The sequence below is a fragment of the Pseudomonas batumici genome, assembly GCF_000820515.1.
Classification (GTDB): Bacteria; Pseudomonadota; Gammaproteobacteria; order Pseudomonadales; family Pseudomonadaceae; genus Aquipseudomonas; species Aquipseudomonas batumici.
Genome location: NZ_JXDG01000053.1, coordinates 44,415 through 60,925, shown reverse-complemented (window position 1 = coordinate 60,925; position 16,511 = coordinate 44,415). Strand labels below are relative to the sequence as shown.

The window sequence follows — 16,511 nt, the reverse complement described above, 5'->3', positions numbered from 1 at the left end:
GGCTCCGCTTACGGCTTTTTCTTGGCTGCCGGCGCTGCGGCCTTGGCGGGTGCCAGCTCGTTGGTCATGTCCTCGAGCAGCTTGTTCACCACCGGTACCGCGCTTTCCAGCTTGGCCTGGGTCATCATGGCCGATTGCTGGGTCAGTTGCGGCATTTTTTCCAGGACTTTCTTGCCCAGTGGCGACTGGTAGAACGCCACCAGGTCCTTGAGCTCGGATTCGCTGAAGTTGTCGGTGTAGAGCTTGACCATGTCCGGCTTCAGCTTGTTCCAGCCGATGGCCTGGTCCAGGGCGGCATTGGCCTTGGCCTGGTAGGTGTCCAGCAACGGCTTTTTCGAGGCCGGCGCCTGGGTCTGCTCGAAACGCTGGGCGAACATTTGCTGCACTTGCGCGTAGACCGGAGTCCCCAGCTTGTCGGCATGGGCCAGCGTCAGGAAAGCTTCGGCACTGGCGTTGTGGCTGGCGGTATCGGCGAAAACCTGGCCGCTGGCGCATACCAGAGCAACCGCGGTACAGAGGGCACGAAGACGGGTCATCGAGTTTCCTTTCTAAACAGGCGAGGTAAAACCCCAAGGGCGACCATTCTGCGCCTAACAAAGTGTGTCACTCAACCCCGAGGCTGCCGCGCGGCTGTCCGGCGGTCGTGAAACGGGTAAACACCCGGAAGGGAACCCAAGCGCCCGATCAGGACCTAAACTTTGCTAACCCGCCTTCAGGAGTGAACCCGAATGAGCCGCATCGAAACCGACAGCCTTGGCCAGGTGGATGTACCGGAAGACGCCTACTGGGGCGCCCAGACCCAGCGTTCGCTGATCAACTTCGCCATCGGCACGGAAAAAATGCCCCTGGCGGTCATGCACGCCCTGGCGCTGATCAAGAAGGCCGCGGCACGGGTCAACAGCCGCAATGGCGACCTGCCCGCCGATGTCGCCCGGCTGATCGAACAGGCCGCCGACGAAGTGCTGCTCGGCGGGCATGACGACCAATTCCCGCTGGCGGTCTGGCAGACCGGCAGCGGCACCCAGAGCAACATGAACGCCAACGAAGTGATTGCCGGGCGCGCCAACGAACTGGCGGGCAAGGGCCGCGGCGGCAAGTTGCCAGTACACCCCAACGATCACGTCAACCGTTCCCAGAGTTCCAACGACTGTTTCCCCACCGCGATGCACATCGCCGCCGCCCAGGCGGTGTATCGGCATTTGTTGCCAGCCATTGCCGAGTTGTCCGGCGGGCTGAAGGAACTGGCAGCGCGGCACATGAAGCTGGTGAAGACCGGGCGCACCCATATGATGGATGCCACGCCGATCACCTTCGGCCAGGAAGTCTCGGCCTATATCGCGCAACTGGGCTACGCCGAGCGGGCGATTCGCTCGGCGTTGCCGGCGGTGTGCGAACTGGCCCAGGGCGGCACGGCCGTGGGCACCGGGCTCAATGCACCCCATGGCTTTGCCGAGGCGATCGCCGCCGAACTGGCGGCGCTGTCCGGCCTGCCGTTCACCAGCGCACCGAACAAGTTCGCCGCCCTGGCCGGCCATGAACCCTTGACCACCCTCTCCGGCGCCCTGAAAACCCTGGCCGTGGCCCTGATGAAAATCGCCAACGACCTGCGCCTGCTGGGCTCCGGGCCCCGTGCCGGGCTGGCCGAGGTCAAGTTGCCGGCCAACGAACCGGGCAGTTCGATCATGCCCGGCAAGGTCAACCCGACCCAGTGCGAGGCGTTGTCGATGCTGGCCTGCCAGGTGATGGGCAATGACGTGACGATCGGCTTTGCCGCGAGCCAGGGTCACCTGCAGCTCAATGTCTTCAAACCGGTGATCATCCACAACCTGCTGCAGTCGATCCGTCTGCTCGGGGATGGTTGCAGCAATTTCCAGCAGCACTGCATTGCCGGGCTGGAACCCGATCCCGTGCAGATGGCCGCGCATCTGGAACGCGGCCTGATGCTGGTGACGGCGTTGAACCCGCATATCGGCTACGACAAGGCGGCCCAGATTGCCAAGAAGGCCTATGGAGAAAACCTGACCTTGCGCGAGGCGGCGCTGGAACTCGGTTACCTGACCGACGAGGAGTTCGACACCTGGGTCCGCCCGGAGAACATGCTCGAATCCGGCAAGAACGGCTGACGCTGGGCTTCAGTTCGCCGTCAGGCGCAGGCGCCGGGCCTTGAGCCCGGCTATCAGCGACGGCCCCAACGCCACCAGCGCCGACCCCAGCACCACCAGCAGCGCCCCGCCATAGCCCAGGCCATTGATGTCCTCGGCCTGGACAAACCCGGGCCACAGCCAGGCCGCCAGGGCCACCGCGGCAAAGGTCACCAGGGGCGTGATCGCCAGGGTCGCGCTGACCCGCGAGGCCTCCCAGTGCGCCAGGGCCTCGGCAAAGGCCCCGTAAGCCACCAGGGTGTTGAAGCAGCAAGCGAGCAACAGCCAGCCCTGCAACGGACTCAGTTGCAGGACTTCGGCCGGATGCGCCCAGGGCGTGAGCAACAAGGCGCAAGACAGGTAGATCACCATCATCACCTGCAACGAATTCCACACCGTCAACAATTGCTTCTGGCTCAAGGCATAGAAGGTCCAGACCGTGGACGCCAACAGCACCAGCAGGACACCGGCGGTGTAAGTCCCCAGGGAGGTCAGCAGCTCTTCCAGGCGCTGGTTGAAAAACAGGCCGAAGCCGAACAGCAGCACCAGCAGCCCGATCCCCTGCCCCAGGCTGAACCGCTCCTTGAACACGAACAGGCTGGCGATCAACAGGAAGATCGGCCCCATCTGCACCACCAGTTGCGCGGTACCGGGACTGAGCCGGTTCAGCCCCATGAGGTAAAGCACGTAGTTGCCCACCAGGCCAAACACCGCCAGCAGCACCAGCCAACCGCCACGGGGCCCGAGGTCTCGCCGGCTCGGCAAACGTCGGGTCGCCGCCAGGTAAACGAAGAGAAAGCCCCCCGAGACGATCAATCGGCACCAGGTCACGGTCACCGGATCCATCACCTGCAACACCAGCTTGAGCTTGATCGGCAGAATGCCCCAGAGCACGGCGGTCAGCAGCGCCAGGAACAGACCATAACCCCAGCGACCGGATGAGATGTGCATGAGGAGTCCTGTGGCCATGTGGGGGATGCCGCCATTCTAGACCCGGCAGATGCGGCAACGCAGCCGGAAACCGCAGCCGGATGCGACCTCGACCGTACCAGGAGCGTCGCCAATAAATTGGCTCCTGCCATTGATCGGGTGGTCAGGCGCGCTATCTTTATACGTTTTATGCTGAATTCTTGACAGCCATGTTCACCAGCGAGATTTCGCCATGTTCGGTAAACGCGCGCAAGACAGCACCGAGGCCACCCATTTCCGCAGTCATCGGGTGACCGCCATCAACGGCCGGTTTTTTTTCAGCACCCGGGAAAACACCCTGGAAGGGCCGTTCTTTACCCGCACCGATGCCGAGCGCGGAACCCAGGTGTATGTCACACGCATGCAACTGGCCAACGCCATCAAGGCCAGCCAAACCCTGTAGAAACAGGGTTTGGCCCCGGCTCAGCGCAACGCTTCGAACAGTCCCGTCGCGCCCATGCCACCGCCCACGCACATGGTGACGATGCCATAACGCAGCTTGCGCCGTTGCAGCTCACGCACCAGATGCCCGACCTGGCGCGAGCCGGTCATGCCGAACGGATGGCCGATGGCAATCGAACCGCCGTTGACGTTGTACTTCTCGTTGTCGATGCCCAACCGATCACGGCTGTACAGGCACTGGGAGGCAAACGCCTCGTTCAACTCCCACAGATCGATGTCCGCCACGCTCAGGCCCTTGGCCTTGAGCAGCCTTGGCACCGAGAACACCGGACCGATGCCCATCTCGTCCGGTTCGCAACCGGCCACGGCAAAACCGCGGAACAGCGCCTTGGGCGTGAGCCCCAGCTCCAGGGCCTTTTCCAGGCTCATCACCAGGGTCATCGAGGCACCATCGGACAGTTGCGACGAGTTGCCCGCCGTCACCGACCCGTCTTCGGCAAACACCGGTTTCAACCCGGCCAGACTTTCCAGCGTAGTGTCCGGACGATTGCAGTCATCGCGATCCACCACGCCCTCGAGACGCTGGATCTGCCCGCTGGCCTTGTCCTCGACCGCGTAGGTCACGGCCATCGGCACGATTTCATCGTCGAACAGCCCCGCAGCCTGGGCGGCGGCGGTGCGCTGCTGACTTTGCAGCGCATAGAGGTCCTGCTGCTCGCGACTGACACCGTAGCGCCGCGCGACGATCTCGGCGGTCTGGCCCATGGGGAAATAGATCCCGGGCACCTGCTCCTTGAGCAACGGGTTGATCAGGTTTTCGGTGTTGACGCTTTTCATCGTCAGGCTGATGGATTCGACCCCGCCGGCGACGATGATCTCGCTGCAACCGGAGGCAATCTGGTTGGCGGCAATGGCGATGGCCTGCAAGCCCGACGAGCAGAAGCGATTGAGGGTCATGCCGGCGGTGCCGGTGCCCAGCTTCGACAACACCGCGACATTGCGCCCGATGTTGTAGCCCTGCGCACCTTCGTTGGAACCGGCGCCGACGATGCAATCCTCGACGCTGGCCGGGTCGATGCCGTTGCGGCTGAGCAAGGCATTGACGCAATGGGCCGCCATGTCGTCCGGCCGGGTCTGGTTGAATTTGCCGCGAAAGGACTTGGCCAGGCCAGTCCGCACGCTGTCGACGATCACCACTTCACGCATGGCCCACCTCATGGATTGTTGTTGTCGGTTTGAAGGATCGAGCGAGCATAAGCCCACCCGATTCCCGACCGCGACAATCATTCACCCGGCGTATGCGCGGCCATCGTTCTACTTCGACTTGCCCTTCTTGTCGTGCTTGTCGCGTTTTTCGAACGCGTCCTCGATCGCCCGGTTGAGCGTGCGCAGCACCTTGACCCGGGCCCAGCGCTTGTCATTGGCTTCCACCAGCGTCCAGGGCGCCACTTCGGTGCTGGTACGGTCGACCATATCGCCGACAGCATCGCGGTACAGGTCCCATTTCTCGCGGTTGCGCCAATCGTCTTCGGTGATCTTGAACCGCTTGAACGGAATCTCTTCACGTTCCTGGAAGCGCTCCAGCTGGGTCTGCTTGTCGATGGCCAGCCAGAACTTCACCACAATCACCCCGGCGTCGCTCAGTTGTTCCTCGAAATCGTTGATTTCACTGTAGGCGCGCATCCAGTCGGCCTGGCTGCAGAAGCCTTCGATCCGCTCCACCAGCACCCGGCCATACCAGGAGCGGTCGAACACGGTGAACTTGCCCCGCGCCGGGATCTGCCGCCAGAACCGCCAGAGGTAAGGCTGGGCGCGTTCGTCCTCGGTCGGCGCGGCGATGGGAATGATGCGGTATTGCCGTGGGTCGAGCGCCGCCGCCACCCGCCGGATCGCTCCCCCCTTGCCTGCCGCGTCATTGCCTTCGAACACCGCCACCAGCGCGTGCCGGCGCATGCGTTTGTCCCGCAGCAGGCCGGCCAGTCGCGCCTGCTCGGTAATCAGTTGCTCTTCATAGTCATCCTTGTCCAGGTGCTGGCTCAGGTCCAGGCTGCCCAGCAGGCTCAGTTCGTCCACCCCCGAAGGCAGGGGCGCGGCATTGGTCGGGCGCGGCTTGGCGTCCTTGGTCTTGAGTGCCGTCTGCAACCCTTCGAGGAGGATCTTGCCCACGGTCAGGCTGCGGTAATGCGGGTCGCCCCCCTCGACCACATGCCAGGGGGCATAGTCGCGGCTGGTGCGGCGCAGCACCCGCTCGCCGAAATGCACGAACTGGTCGTAAGTCTCCGACTGCTGCCAATCCAACGGGCTGATGCGCCAGCTGTGCAACGGGTCATCCTGCAGGGATTTGAGGCGGGCCTTCATCTGCTTCTTGGACAGGTGGAACCAGAACTTGAAGATCAGCGCGCCTTCGTCGCAGAGCATTTTCTCCAGGCGCTCGGCGCCATTGATCGCCTGGTCCAGCACGGCGTCCTTGAAGTGCCCATGCACCCGCCCCTGCAGCATCTGGCTGTACCAGTTGCCGAAGAACACGCCCATGCGGCCTTTGGCCGGCAACTGCCGCCAGTAGCGCCAGGCCGGCGGCCGGGCCAGTTCCTCATCGGTTTGCTGGTCGAAGGTACGGACCTCGATCAGGCGTGGGTCCATCCACTCGTTGAGCAGCTTGACCGTCTCGCCCTTGCCCGCCCCTTCGATCCCATTGATCAGCACAATGACCGGAAAGCGCTTTTGCTGATGGAGTTCGTACTGCGCCTCCAGCAAGGCTTCGCGCAGGGCCGGGACTTCGGCGTCGTAGGTGTCTTTGTCGATGGCGTGACCGATTTCGGCGGATTCAAACATGGGCGACTCCCTTCCAAGATGGCGCAAGACTAACGGATCGGGCCCTGTTTTGTGGCGGGAAATCCCCAGGCCTTGCCGTGGATCAATCCGGCGTCCGGCAATGGGCTAGAATAGCCGCCTTGTTGCCGTCGAGTTGCCCCATGACCCGCGTATTGCCTCCCCCTCCCGCCCACGCCCAGATCGACTGGGATGACCAAGGTCGCCCGCACTCGCGGGTCTTCGACGACGTGTACTTTTCCGACCACTCGGGCCTGGAGGAAACCCGCTACGTGTTCCTCGAGCAGAATCGCCTGGAGGAGCGCTTTGCCGCCCTGGGGCCGAACGAGCGTCTGGTGATCGGCGAAACCGGCTTCGGTACCGGACTGAATTTCCTCTGCGCCTGGCAGTTGTTCAACCGCTGCGCGGTGCCGGGCGCCCGCCTGCATTTCGTCAGCGTGGAAAAGTACCCGCTGAGCCGGGCCGACCTGCACCGCGCCCTTGCCCTTTGGCCCGAACTGGCGATGCTCGGCGCGCAATTGCTCGCCCAGTATGTCGCCATTCATCAAGGCTTCCAGCGATTGGTGCTGGAGGATGGCCGGGTGACCCTGACGCTGTTGATCGGCGATGCCCTGGAACAGCTGCCGCAACTGGACGCCCGGATCGACGCCTGGTTCCTCGATGGCTTCGCCCCGGCGAAAAATCCCGCGATGTGGACCCCCGAACTGTTCGCCGAACTGGCGCGGCTGGCGGCCCCCGGCGCGACCCTGAGCACGTTCACCAGCACCGGCTGGGTTCGCCGCTCACTGAATGCAGCCGGCTTCAAGATGCGTCGCACCCCCGGTATCGGCCACAAATGGGAGATCCTGCGGGGCGACTTCATCGGCTGGCCCGCGGACATCCCCGCACCGTTGCCGGCCAGTCCGTGGTTCGCCCGCCCACACCCGCCCATCGGCGAACGCCGCGCGCTGGTGATCGGCGGCGGCCTGGCCGGTTGTGCCAGTGCCGCGAGCCTCGCCGCCCGTGGCTGGCAGGTCAGCCTGCTGGAACGCCACGAGGCCCTGGCCCAGGAAGCCTCGGGCAACCCGCAAGGCGTGCTCTACCTCAAGCTGTCGGCCCACGGCACGGCGCTGTCACAACTGATCCTGAGCGGTTTCGGCCATACCCGGCGCTTGCTCGAACAGTTGCACAAAGGCCTTGATTGGGACGGTTGCGGGGTCCTGCAACTGGCCTTCGACGAGAAGGAGGCCGAGCGCCACGCGCAGTTGGCCGCCGCCTTCAGCCCCGAGTTGTTGCAGGTGCTGGATCAAGCCCAGTCGGAAGCCCTGGCCGGCGTGGCCCTGGAGCACGGCGGGCTGTTCTTCCCGGAAGGCGGCTGGGTCCATCCACCCGCCTTGTGCCAGAAGCAGGCCAAGCACCCGAACATTGAAGTACGCCTGCACAGCGACGCCATCGAACTGCGCAAGGTCGATGACCAATGGCAGGCGTGGGACGCCGACACCCTGCTGGGCAGCGCCCCGGTGGTGGTCCTCGCCGGAGCCGCCGAAGTGAAACGCTTTGCGGCCAGCGCGGGGTTGCCGCTCAAGCGCATCCGCGGGCAGATCACCCGCCTGGCACAGACCGCCGACAGCGCCGCCCTGAAAACCGTGGTCTGCGCCGAAGGTTATGTCGCGCCGGCACGCCTCGGTGAACATACCCTGGGCGCCAGTTTCGACTTCAAGAGCGAGGATCTGGCCCCCACCACGGCGGAGCACCTCGGCAACCTGGCGTTGTTGCAGGACATCTCACGCGATCTGGCGGTGCGCCTGAACGCCGCTGAACTGCCCCCGGAGCAGTTGCAAGGCCGTGCCGCCTTTCGCTGCACCAGTGCGGACTATCTCCCGGTGGTCGGACCGCTGGCGGACCCGGAGCACTTCGCCGAAGCCTACGGCATCCTGGCCCGGGATGCCCGGCAGATACCGCAGGTCACCTGCCCATGGCTTGAAGGGCTGTATATCAACAGCGGCCACGGCTCCCGAGGCCTGATCAGTGCACCGCTCTCCGGCGAGTTGCTGGCCGCCTGGCTGGAGAACGAGCCGCTGCCGCTGCCCCGCAGCGTCGCCGAGGCCTGCCATCCGAATCGCTTCGCCTTGCGGGCGCTGATTCGAGGCCAGGGCAAGCCTCGGGCAGGTGCCTGAATTTATCCACCCGACGCCGACTCAGAACGGCTCGGGATGCTCATCCAGTTCGGTCTGGGTCAGCGTTTCGAGAAAGGCCTGCTCTTCGGCGATGCGGTTCTCCATCAGCACGGACAAACGTCGGGCATAGGACTCGCTGAGCATATCCGGGGAGTTTTCCAGCAGTTTTTCTTCCTGATCATGAAACGGCTTGTTGAACCGGAAGAAATCACGCGGATATTTCTTTTTCAGGAAGTCGATCCAGAAATCGCGCGAAGCAATGAAGCTCGTCAATGCCGATGTGCACTCAGCCTCCCGGATACGACTGCGGGACTCCAGGATCTGCTCCTCGGTGACATCAGCAATCGACCTGAAGAACATTTCCTTCGGCTGCCCGGGCAGATACAGGGAACGCCCCAACCCCACCCGATAGGCCAGGTGCACTTCGAGCTCATCGACCGCGCTCGCTGAAGGCACCTTGGGGCTGTCGCGCAGCGACTTGACATGATCCCTGGCAATCTCGTCAATACGCTCCAGACGAAACAGACCGCGCGCCAACTTCAGCAACTCCGTCGGTTCATCGCTTCTGGCCGCCAGGGTCCGGGCCCTGGCCAGCAACATCCGGACTTCCAGATGGCTGAAATTTCGCGCGGCACTGTCGACGCACGTCAGCGGGTCGGCCGCCAGGTCGAACAGCTCACCGCGTAACGTTGTGTCTTCGGCCGCCTCCCCCAGCACCTCCCAGACACGTCGCGTCAGGTCCGCGCGAATCTTCTGATACTCCGCGCTACCGCTCAAGCGCCCCAACAACATGAAAAACTCCTCGGAACCCTCTTCATGCCGCAAGTCATGCCACAGGTCCCGCAAGGTGTCACGGCGCTCCACATCTTCTATATCGGCCAGCCAGCGCTGGCGCGCACTGTACTCATCCAACGCCAGTTCCGTCTCCGGAATGCCGAAGGTGAGGCCGGTACGTGTCCGATAGGCGGCCAACAGATTCTGATCGTCCACCGTAAAGGGGTTGTTACGCAGGATGATCCGCCGATTGATCGGTGAAGGCGCCGTGTACAGATCGTTCGGCACGCTGCGGATCCGGTTGTCACGCAGGTCCGCTTCGTACAGGCGAATCCGCGTCAACAGGCCTGGCGGCAAGCTGTCGATGCCCGTCCCGCGCAGGAGCAGGCGGCGCAGGTGCGGCATCTGGCCGACATCCAGCAAGCGGATATCGAAGTTGCGGCTCAGATTCAGGACTTCAAGATTACCCAGGCTCGACAGCACATTGACCGCACCCGGGGTCAGCGCGATCCGGTTGTCCTGCACGTACAGTTCCCTGAGCTGGCGCATATCGGCAATCGCGCTCGGCAGGAACTCGAGCTGATTGTTGTTCAACTCCAGTTTGCGCAGATTGGAAAAATGCTCGAGAAAATCTTCGGGAATACGCGCCAGGCCCATACTCTTCAACGAAAGCTCGGTGACGTGATCGAAACTGATCCCGAAGGGCAAGCTCGGCAAACTGTCGACGCGCAAACCCGCCAGACTCAGACTGCGACCAATGACCACGCCATTCTCGTCATAGGTCTTGGGCGTTTGTCGCCGCCAGCAACGCTCGATGATCTCGGCGGCCTGTTCACGGCTCTCGGCCACGCCGCCCAGCCAGGCGTGCGACCGGTGGATACGCACCTCCTCCCCTCGCCAATCGAACAGCGTCAGATTCAACTGCCGCAGTTCCTCCTCGAGCGCCTCAAGCCGGCTTCTGACCTGGAGCGGATCGTCGCCGAGGGAAAAATAGAAGTTGCGCGCCTCCGGCTCACAGAGATCGGGATACAGTCGGGTCACCCGGCGCAACCCGCGTCGCGATCCATGAACACCGCCGCGTCTGACGCGCAGACAGCCCGAGGTCTCGCGTTCACGCCAGGCCGGCGGGCGCTGTCCGGACTTGCGCGCCGGGAGACCGAGGGTCTCTTCGAGTTCGACACGTGGACGCGCCAGCAGGTCAGACATCAGCCGCTGGTGCAACACGTCGGCTTCGTCCAGCTTGAACCCCAGCGCCTCACGCTCGCTCAACCGCAGGCCGCTCAGCAAGGCAGCGCTCAGTGCCTCGCGGCCCTTGACCCGCCGCCCCAACGCCAGGCCCGTACGATCAAAGGCCTGATAGCCTTGCGCGGTCCTGACCAGAACCCGGTGCCGGGGCAAATCGTCATCGCCCAGCTCGGTCAACAAGGGGCCATCGAATCGGTCCTGGCGAATCTCCAGGTGCACATCCTTGGGCCACCCCTCCAGCGTCTTCAGCAGGGGCAACTGCAACCTGGCCGTATCCAGACTGCCCGGGCTCTCGAGAAAGCCACCGTCCAGGGCATGATTGACCCGTATTTCACGCAGGCTCTGATTGGCCTCTTCAATCAACTGCAAGGGCAGGCGTTCGCGCAGCTCCATGCGTCCTTTCAGCACATCGTTCGCCTGCCCCAGTATTTCCCGCAAGGCCCCACTCGGCAGGTCAGGAAAGCGTCGCCTCATGCTCAACGGCAACCCGTCATCGGTCAGGCAGTAGAGCCTGTAGAGACGCTGGAACACCGTAGCACCCTGATCACGCACATGCTTGCGCAGCACGCCCTCCAGAAGCTCAGGCGCCTCATCAGCGTCCCCCTCCAGACCGAGCAGAGCCCTGCGATCCTGAAGCATCAGTTTGTCCAGAACCACCGTCAATCCGTCCGCCTCGATGTCCTCGGCGTGTACGATCAAGCGCCGCGGCTGCTGGGTCAGGTCCGCCCCGTATTCGCGCAGCGGTTTGCGCGTCCTGTCCAGCAGCGTCAACGTGTGGTCACGGGGCCAGCCCTGGAGACTTGGCAGGATCTGCAACTTCAGGTCGAGCAAGCGGGCCGTGGCCGATGCTGGCGCATCGGCGGGTGCGAGCAGCCAGCTCAACTCGCGATCCAGTCTGAAACGCCGTATCGAGTCGAGCACCGGTGCCGGGATCGTTGCCTGATTCATGTGCATCCGACGCAGCAGCGATTCGTCGAGTCCGTGAATCGACAGGATCCGCTCGATCGTTGCATCGCTCAGGGAACGGACCTCGGGCCCCAGGCGACGAAACAGGTAAACCGGATCGTGCCATTGCAAGGGCCATTCGTGGACCAGCCTCCAGGCACCGGCGCCATTGTGCTCAAGCAAGGGCCGGTAGGCCGACTCGCGAGTCGGATGGCGCAGCCGCCAGCCCCCGGCCAGTTCGTCGTGATAGCCGCGATAAGACTGGCCGGCGATATCCAGGTAACGGTCGCTGTCGGCGCTGTCGTCACTTGGGTAAAACCCCTCCCGGTCCGGTGCCTTGTCTGCCAACCGGGGTACATCATGCTGGTAGGGCTGCAGGTTCGCCTGCCACAACCGGTAGCGCCCATCGCTGGACAGGACCGGCTGCAGATCCTCGACAAAGCTCGAATAATGACGCATTACGCCTTTGACCACCTTGCCTCCCGCATGCAGGGCGGCCCCCATGGCGACCATCGTCACGATATCCTCGGCCACCGACATCATGTGCGAAATAGCCTCGTCGCGTTCACCGCGCTGCCAGTCCTCATACCCTTCATAGGTTTCCGCCAGCAGTTGCCCGACCGCCACCCCCATCATCAGCAAGCCCAACCAGGGGTTGGCAAAGGCGGCCAGGTTCAGCAGCGTCATGCCCAGGCCCAACCGGGACAGATACCTGGCCTGACGGGCATCCTGATCGACATCTTCGGTCGGCACGGCAACGGCCCGTGCATCCTCCTGGAGCCGCACGATCTGTTGGTCATAAAGATGGAAAAACAACTGGCGACTCAGCGGCTCTGGCCTCAACTGCAAATCGGCTGCGTGATTCAGCGACGGGATGACCTTGCCAGCGGCATCCCGGCTCTCAAGGGTCAGGCGCGTCCTCAGCTGCGACAGAAAACCCGGCAGCTCGCGCTGGCTGGCAAAACCGCAGAAGAACCGCTGGTACGCGGGGTGCCAAAGGCGGATTCGCAGTTCCTCGTGGAAGGCTTCAAGCGAGTTGTAGAGCTTGAAACACGTGAGCGGATCATTGGGAATATGCACCAACACTCGGCTCTTCATGCTGGCCGGCGCGGTCTGCGGCACATTCTGCAAGGTGAACAGGCAAATGCCCGACAACGTCACACCCAGCATCCGCAACTCGTTGGCGATCAGCCTTGAGCCATCCAGCCCAACGATGACATTCGACTCGATCAATTGGCGGATCTGTTGAAGTGCAATGTCATCGATGTCTTTTTTCATGTAGGCGATATAAGCATCCACCAACATGTCGGTTTTTTTTTGTTGCTGGAGGCTGAACCCGATACGCAATCCGTCACTGTCCGGCTCGTGCCCTGCCTCTTCCTGAAGGTGGAAAACCCTACACAGATGCTGCTGATAGCGACCGCCCAGATCCAGCTCGCGCACCAGTTCGACGAATGACGCCACGCTGATCGTCGGCGTCGACGGCGGCGTTGCGTCGCGGATCAGACTCAGATGGGAATCGGGCGGAAGACGCTCGTCTGCAGCGAAGTTCTGTAAAGCGGCCTCCAGCAAACTGTGGCTGGAATAGGTCATCGGAAAGACACGGCTCGGCCCTACCGGAGGCGACAGCGACACCACCGGCCATCGATCGGCAATTCTCAGTCGATCGCGATGCATATCCAGCCCCGCTCCGAATCGATCCCGCAGTGCCGTCTCCAGCAACGGCTCGCAAAAATACCGGACGGTTTGCAGATCCTTGACCCATGAGGACACTTCCTCCTTGAAAAACTGACTCCTGCGCAAGTGCTCGCCTAGTCGAGCGATGTCTTCGCTACGGGCCTCCAGCAACCAGGGCGGGGCATTGGCCTTGATCACCTCTTCATTGGCGCTATGTTCGTCCGGCACCGAATCTGGTTCGCCGGCACTCGATCCTTTCAACATGTGGAAATACCCTTATCGTCCATGTCCTTCGAGGGTATCAGCCTTCCCATGCTTTAAAATCACAAAAAACTTGTTATTTATCAGCAAGTTAAAACAAAAACTCGAATCATTTCGATAGCCGGATAGCACCCGGTCGAGCCACGCGGCGCAGAGCCCGGCCCCTCCCGGCGGGGCGCTCAAGGACCCGGCTCTGGCTGGCTCAGCCCAGGTCGCAATCGCGCGGCCTCGGCCAGGTGCGCGTGGGCTTCTGCGCCTTGATCGCGTCGCTCACCTCGATGCCGATAGTGTCCGCCCCCAGCAAAACCTCCAGTTCCGCGATGCTGTGAATGTAGCGGTCCAGCGGTTGCAACGTCGGCTGGTTGGGGATGTACCAGCTGATGGCCCGGGTTTGTCCGTGCGCATCGGTGGTCAGGACGGTTTTCCAGAACGCGTCCGGTGTCCGGATACCATGGGACTCCAGAAAGAAGTCGTTCTCCGTATTCCCATGGACCACCCCGCCGTAGACCTGCACCGGAGCCAGGTCGCGATAGCACTCGGAGAGTTCCTCCGTTTGCACCCAGATCCCCTGGTTGAAGCGCGCGGCCTGGGGCACGATATTGCTCATGTAATGGGCTTGGCGAATCGCCAGCGCGCTGTGGTCCATCTGATTGGAGGGCACCAGGTGCCCCCGATCCCAGCCGGGCACCGCGCTGTATCCCTTGGCGGAAAATTGCGTCGGGCACCCGGCGGGCAGATCGGGGTCGAGTTCGAAACCCTTGGGCCGTTTTGCACTGCCTGTATCCGCGCTCAGTTGATACGCGTACCTGACCGCCGTGCGATTTTTACAGTCATAGGTCAGGCTGAAACCGTCCCGGACCAGGGTGATCCGCCCTGGAGCAACCGTCTCTTCGACCGCCGGCTCCGGGACGGACACCGGACTGTGCAATGAGGTACAGCCCCCCAACCCCAGCAACAGTCCGCAGCAGAGCGCCCGCAGGCCAACGCAGCCACGCGTATCGGCCAGTGCCGGGCGCAAGCCCGGCGTAATGTGATGGACTACAACATGATTCATTCGGTCGTTCCTCATCGGCGAGATCTGCCCTTGGCAGCCCAGCCGAAAGGAAACACCTTCTGTGTTGCCCGCGTCTGTCAGACTCCGGTGAAATACGCGCGAGGCATGTCATTGAATCTCGCCGATGTAGCCCGACAAGCCTTGGCGCAGTAGCATCAGGCCTCATAGCCGCCAGAGACGATTCCATGCTGATTCCCTACGACCAACTCGAGCCCGATACCCTCACCCGCCTGATCGAAGACTTCGTCAGCCGCGACGGTACCGACAACGGTGACGACACGCCCCAGGAAACCCGCGTGCTGCGCGTGCGCCACGCGTTGAGCAAGGGCCAGGCGGTGATCTTCTTCGATATCGAAAGCGAGCAATGCCAGTTGCTGCCCAGGCACGCGGTGCCGAAAGAGTTCTTCGACTGATCTAGAGAACGGAGTCGCGGGCAGGTTCCGGCTCCCCCAGCTTGGTCAGGATCCGCCGGTAGATTTCCGCCCGGTGCACATTGACGTGCTTCGGCGCCTCGACACCGAAACGAACGTGATTACCGTTAACAGCGAGAATCCGTACGGTGATGTTATCGCCGATGGAAATCATCTCGCCCACGACGCGGCTCAGTACAAGCATGGCACTCATCCTCAAGGGTTTAATAAGCGCCCAAGACTGCCCGCCCCGATGACCGCCTTCAATGCAGGAACGGCAAATCAGCCCACCCTGACCGACAGGGTCGATTCGCCCTACAGAATCAGATTGCTTACTTGGCCAAGTCGGAGATTTTACTGAACAGGGCCCGACTCAGGACGCTGAAAAACGTGGCCCCAACAGGATGATGCTGGCCCCCAGAACACAGAGCGCGGCCCCCAACCAGTCGGAACCCAGGGGACGAATACGCTCGATCACGCCCAGCCAGGCGATGGAAGCAATGATGTAGATACCGCCGTACGCCGCGTAGGCCCGACCGGCGTAACTTGCCTCGACCTTGGTCAACAGCAGCGCAAACAGCGTCAGGCTCAAAAGCGCGGGGGCGATCCACCAGGCGCTCTTGCCCAATCGCAGCCACATCCAGAAGGCATAGCAACCGGCGATTTCAAACAGGGCCGCGAGAAAGAACCATAGATAATTGATCACACCGGATACTCGTCAGGATTGCACGTTGCCGGCAACCCTAACCAGCCGTCGAGTCGCGAGCAAGCTCAATGAGGAACTTGTCTGGCCTTGGCCCGCATCTTGTCGGCCATCACGGTCATTTCGTCATAGAGCAGCTGCGGATTCTTCTGTTTGAGGGCCCAGGCCTGGCGGCCCTGTTCATGGGGCAGGATCATGAACTCGCCCTGGCCCACCCGGGTGTAGATGTAGTCGGCGATGTCGCTCGCACTGATCGGCGAGCTTTCCAACAGCTTGCCGACCTGGGCCTTCATCGCTGGCGTAGGCCCGCGGAAAGAGTCCAGCAGATTGGTCTGGAAAAACGAAGGACAGACCACGTGCACGCCGACTTCCTGTTGCGCGAGTTCGATCAACAGGCTTTCGGACAACGCCACGACACCGGCCTTGGCCACGTTGTAGTTGCTCATGGCCGGCCCCTGCATCAGGGCCGCCATGGAGGCGATATTGATGATCTTGCCCTTGCTCTGTTCCAGCAGCGGCAGGAACGCCTTGCACCCCTTGACCACCCCCATCAGGTTGATCGCGATCTGCCAGTCCCAGTCTTCCAGGGACAGCTCGCTGAAGAACCCGCCAGAGGCAACGCCAGCGTTGTTGACGATCACATCGATACCGCCAAACTTGACCTCGCACGCCTGGGCCAAGGCGGTCAACTGGCTGTAGTCACGCACGTCACAACGCTGGGTGAAGCCGTCGCCTCCGGCTTCACGCACCAGTCTCAGGGTTTCCTGCAAGCCGGGCTCGCTGACATCGGACAGCGCCAGGCGCCAGCCTTCGCGGGCCCAGCGCAGTGCGATTTCGCGGCCAAGGCCGGAGCCGGCGCCAGTGATCATGATGCGATTGTGCATAGCAGATGCCTTGTGGGTTCTGGGGACGATGATCGGCAGTGTAGCGAAGGACCACCGCCGG

13 protein-coding genes are annotated in these 16,511 nt (G+C 62.6%); 4 read left to right on the top strand and 9 right to left on the bottom strand.

The features are described from left to right. Positions 1-8: 8 nt before the first annotated feature. Positions 9-536 (bottom strand): DUF2059 domain-containing protein, encoded by a 528-nt coding sequence (locus UCMB321_RS19355; protein WP_040069945.1) that lies wholly within the window; start codon positions 534-536, stop codon positions 9-11. 192 nt (positions 537-728) lie between these two features. Between UCMB321_RS19355 and UCMB321_RS19350 the strand changes: the two genes are divergently transcribed. Next, positions 729-2,123 carry a class II fumarate hydratase gene (locus tag UCMB321_RS19350; protein WP_040069943.1) on the top strand — a complete coding sequence of 465 codons (1,395 nt, stop codon included), beginning with the start codon at positions 729-731 and terminating at the stop codon, positions 2,121-2,123. 9 nt (positions 2,124-2,132) lie between these two features. On the opposite strand, the gene UCMB321_RS19345 is transcribed toward UCMB321_RS19350, so the two are convergent. Continuing rightward, a complete protein-coding gene (locus tag UCMB321_RS19345) occupies positions 2,133-3,092 on the bottom strand; it encodes a DMT family transporter (protein ID WP_040069940.1) in 960 nt (319 codons plus the stop codon). A 211-nt stretch (positions 3,093-3,303) separates the two neighbouring features. On the opposite strand from UCMB321_RS19345, the gene UCMB321_RS19340 reads away from it, so the two are divergent. Then, on the top strand, positions 3,304-3,513 hold the full coding sequence (locus tag UCMB321_RS19340; RefSeq protein ID WP_040069937.1) for a DUF6316 family protein: 210 nt from the start codon (positions 3,304-3,306) through the stop codon (positions 3,511-3,513). A 20-nt stretch (positions 3,514-3,533) separates the two neighbouring features. Here the strand turns inward: UCMB321_RS19340 and UCMB321_RS19335 are convergent, their stop codons facing one another. Both UCMB321_RS19335 and pap read right to left on the bottom strand, forming a co-directional pair. Then, on the bottom strand, positions 3,534-4,718 hold the full coding sequence (locus tag UCMB321_RS19335; RefSeq protein ID WP_040069936.1) for a thiolase family protein: 1,185 nt from the start codon (positions 4,716-4,718) through the stop codon (positions 3,534-3,536). A gap of 108 nt (positions 4,719-4,826) precedes the next feature. Continuing rightward, entirely contained in the window at positions 4,827-6,344 is a 1,518-nt protein-coding gene (gene pap / locus UCMB321_RS19330; RefSeq protein ID WP_040069934.1) for a polyphosphate:AMP phosphotransferase, read from the bottom strand. 140 nt (positions 6,345-6,484) lie between these two features. Here pap and mnmC point away from each other — a divergent pair, with 140 nt between their 5' ends. Beyond that, positions 6,485-8,497, top strand: a complete 2,013-nt coding sequence (gene mnmC, locus UCMB321_RS19325) for a bifunctional tRNA (5-methylaminomethyl-2-thiouridine)(34)-methyltransferase MnmC2/FAD-dependent 5-carboxymethylaminomethyl-2-thiouridine(34) oxidoreductase MnmC1 (protein WP_040069931.1) — start codon at positions 6,485-6,487, stop codon at positions 8,495-8,497. Between the two features lie 21 nt (positions 8,498-8,518). On the opposite strand, the gene UCMB321_RS19320 is transcribed toward mnmC, so the two are convergent. Beyond that, positions 8,519-13,402, bottom strand: a complete 4,884-nt coding sequence (locus tag UCMB321_RS19320; RefSeq protein WP_084615107.1) for an NEL-type E3 ubiquitin ligase domain-containing protein — start codon at positions 13,400-13,402, stop codon at positions 8,519-8,521. Between the two features lie 199 nt (positions 13,403-13,601). Further along, on the bottom strand, positions 13,602-14,453 hold the full coding sequence (locus UCMB321_RS19315) for a DNA/RNA non-specific endonuclease (protein WP_084615106.1): 852 nt from the start codon (positions 14,451-14,453) through the stop codon (positions 13,602-13,604). Positions 14,454-14,638: 185 nt separating this feature from the next. Here UCMB321_RS19315 and UCMB321_RS19310 point away from each other — a divergent pair, with 185 nt between their 5' ends. Beyond that, the gene (locus UCMB321_RS19310) at positions 14,639-14,866 is read left to right on the top strand and encodes a YheU family protein (RefSeq protein ID WP_040069929.1); all 228 of its coding nucleotides are present in this window, start codon (positions 14,639-14,641) and stop codon (positions 14,864-14,866) included. A 1-nt stretch (position 14,867) separates the two neighbouring features. Here UCMB321_RS19310 and csrA read toward each other — a convergent pair whose 3' ends face one another. From csrA to UCMB321_RS19295, 3 genes are all read right to left on the bottom strand, one after another. Then, the gene (gene csrA, locus UCMB321_RS19305; protein ID WP_040069926.1) at positions 14,868-15,068 is read right to left on the bottom strand and encodes a carbon storage regulator CsrA; all 201 of its coding nucleotides are present in this window, start codon (positions 15,066-15,068) and stop codon (positions 14,868-14,870) included. A 168-nt stretch (positions 15,069-15,236) separates the two neighbouring features. Then, positions 15,237-15,569 carry a YnfA family protein gene (locus UCMB321_RS19300; RefSeq protein ID WP_040069924.1) on the bottom strand — a complete coding sequence of 111 codons (333 nt, stop codon included), beginning with the start codon at positions 15,567-15,569 and terminating at the stop codon, positions 15,237-15,239. 65 nt (positions 15,570-15,634) lie between these two features. Further along, positions 15,635-16,450, bottom strand: a complete 816-nt coding sequence (locus UCMB321_RS19295; protein WP_040069922.1) for an SDR family oxidoreductase — start codon at positions 16,448-16,450, stop codon at positions 15,635-15,637. Between the last annotated feature and the right edge of the window lie 61 nt (positions 16,451-16,511).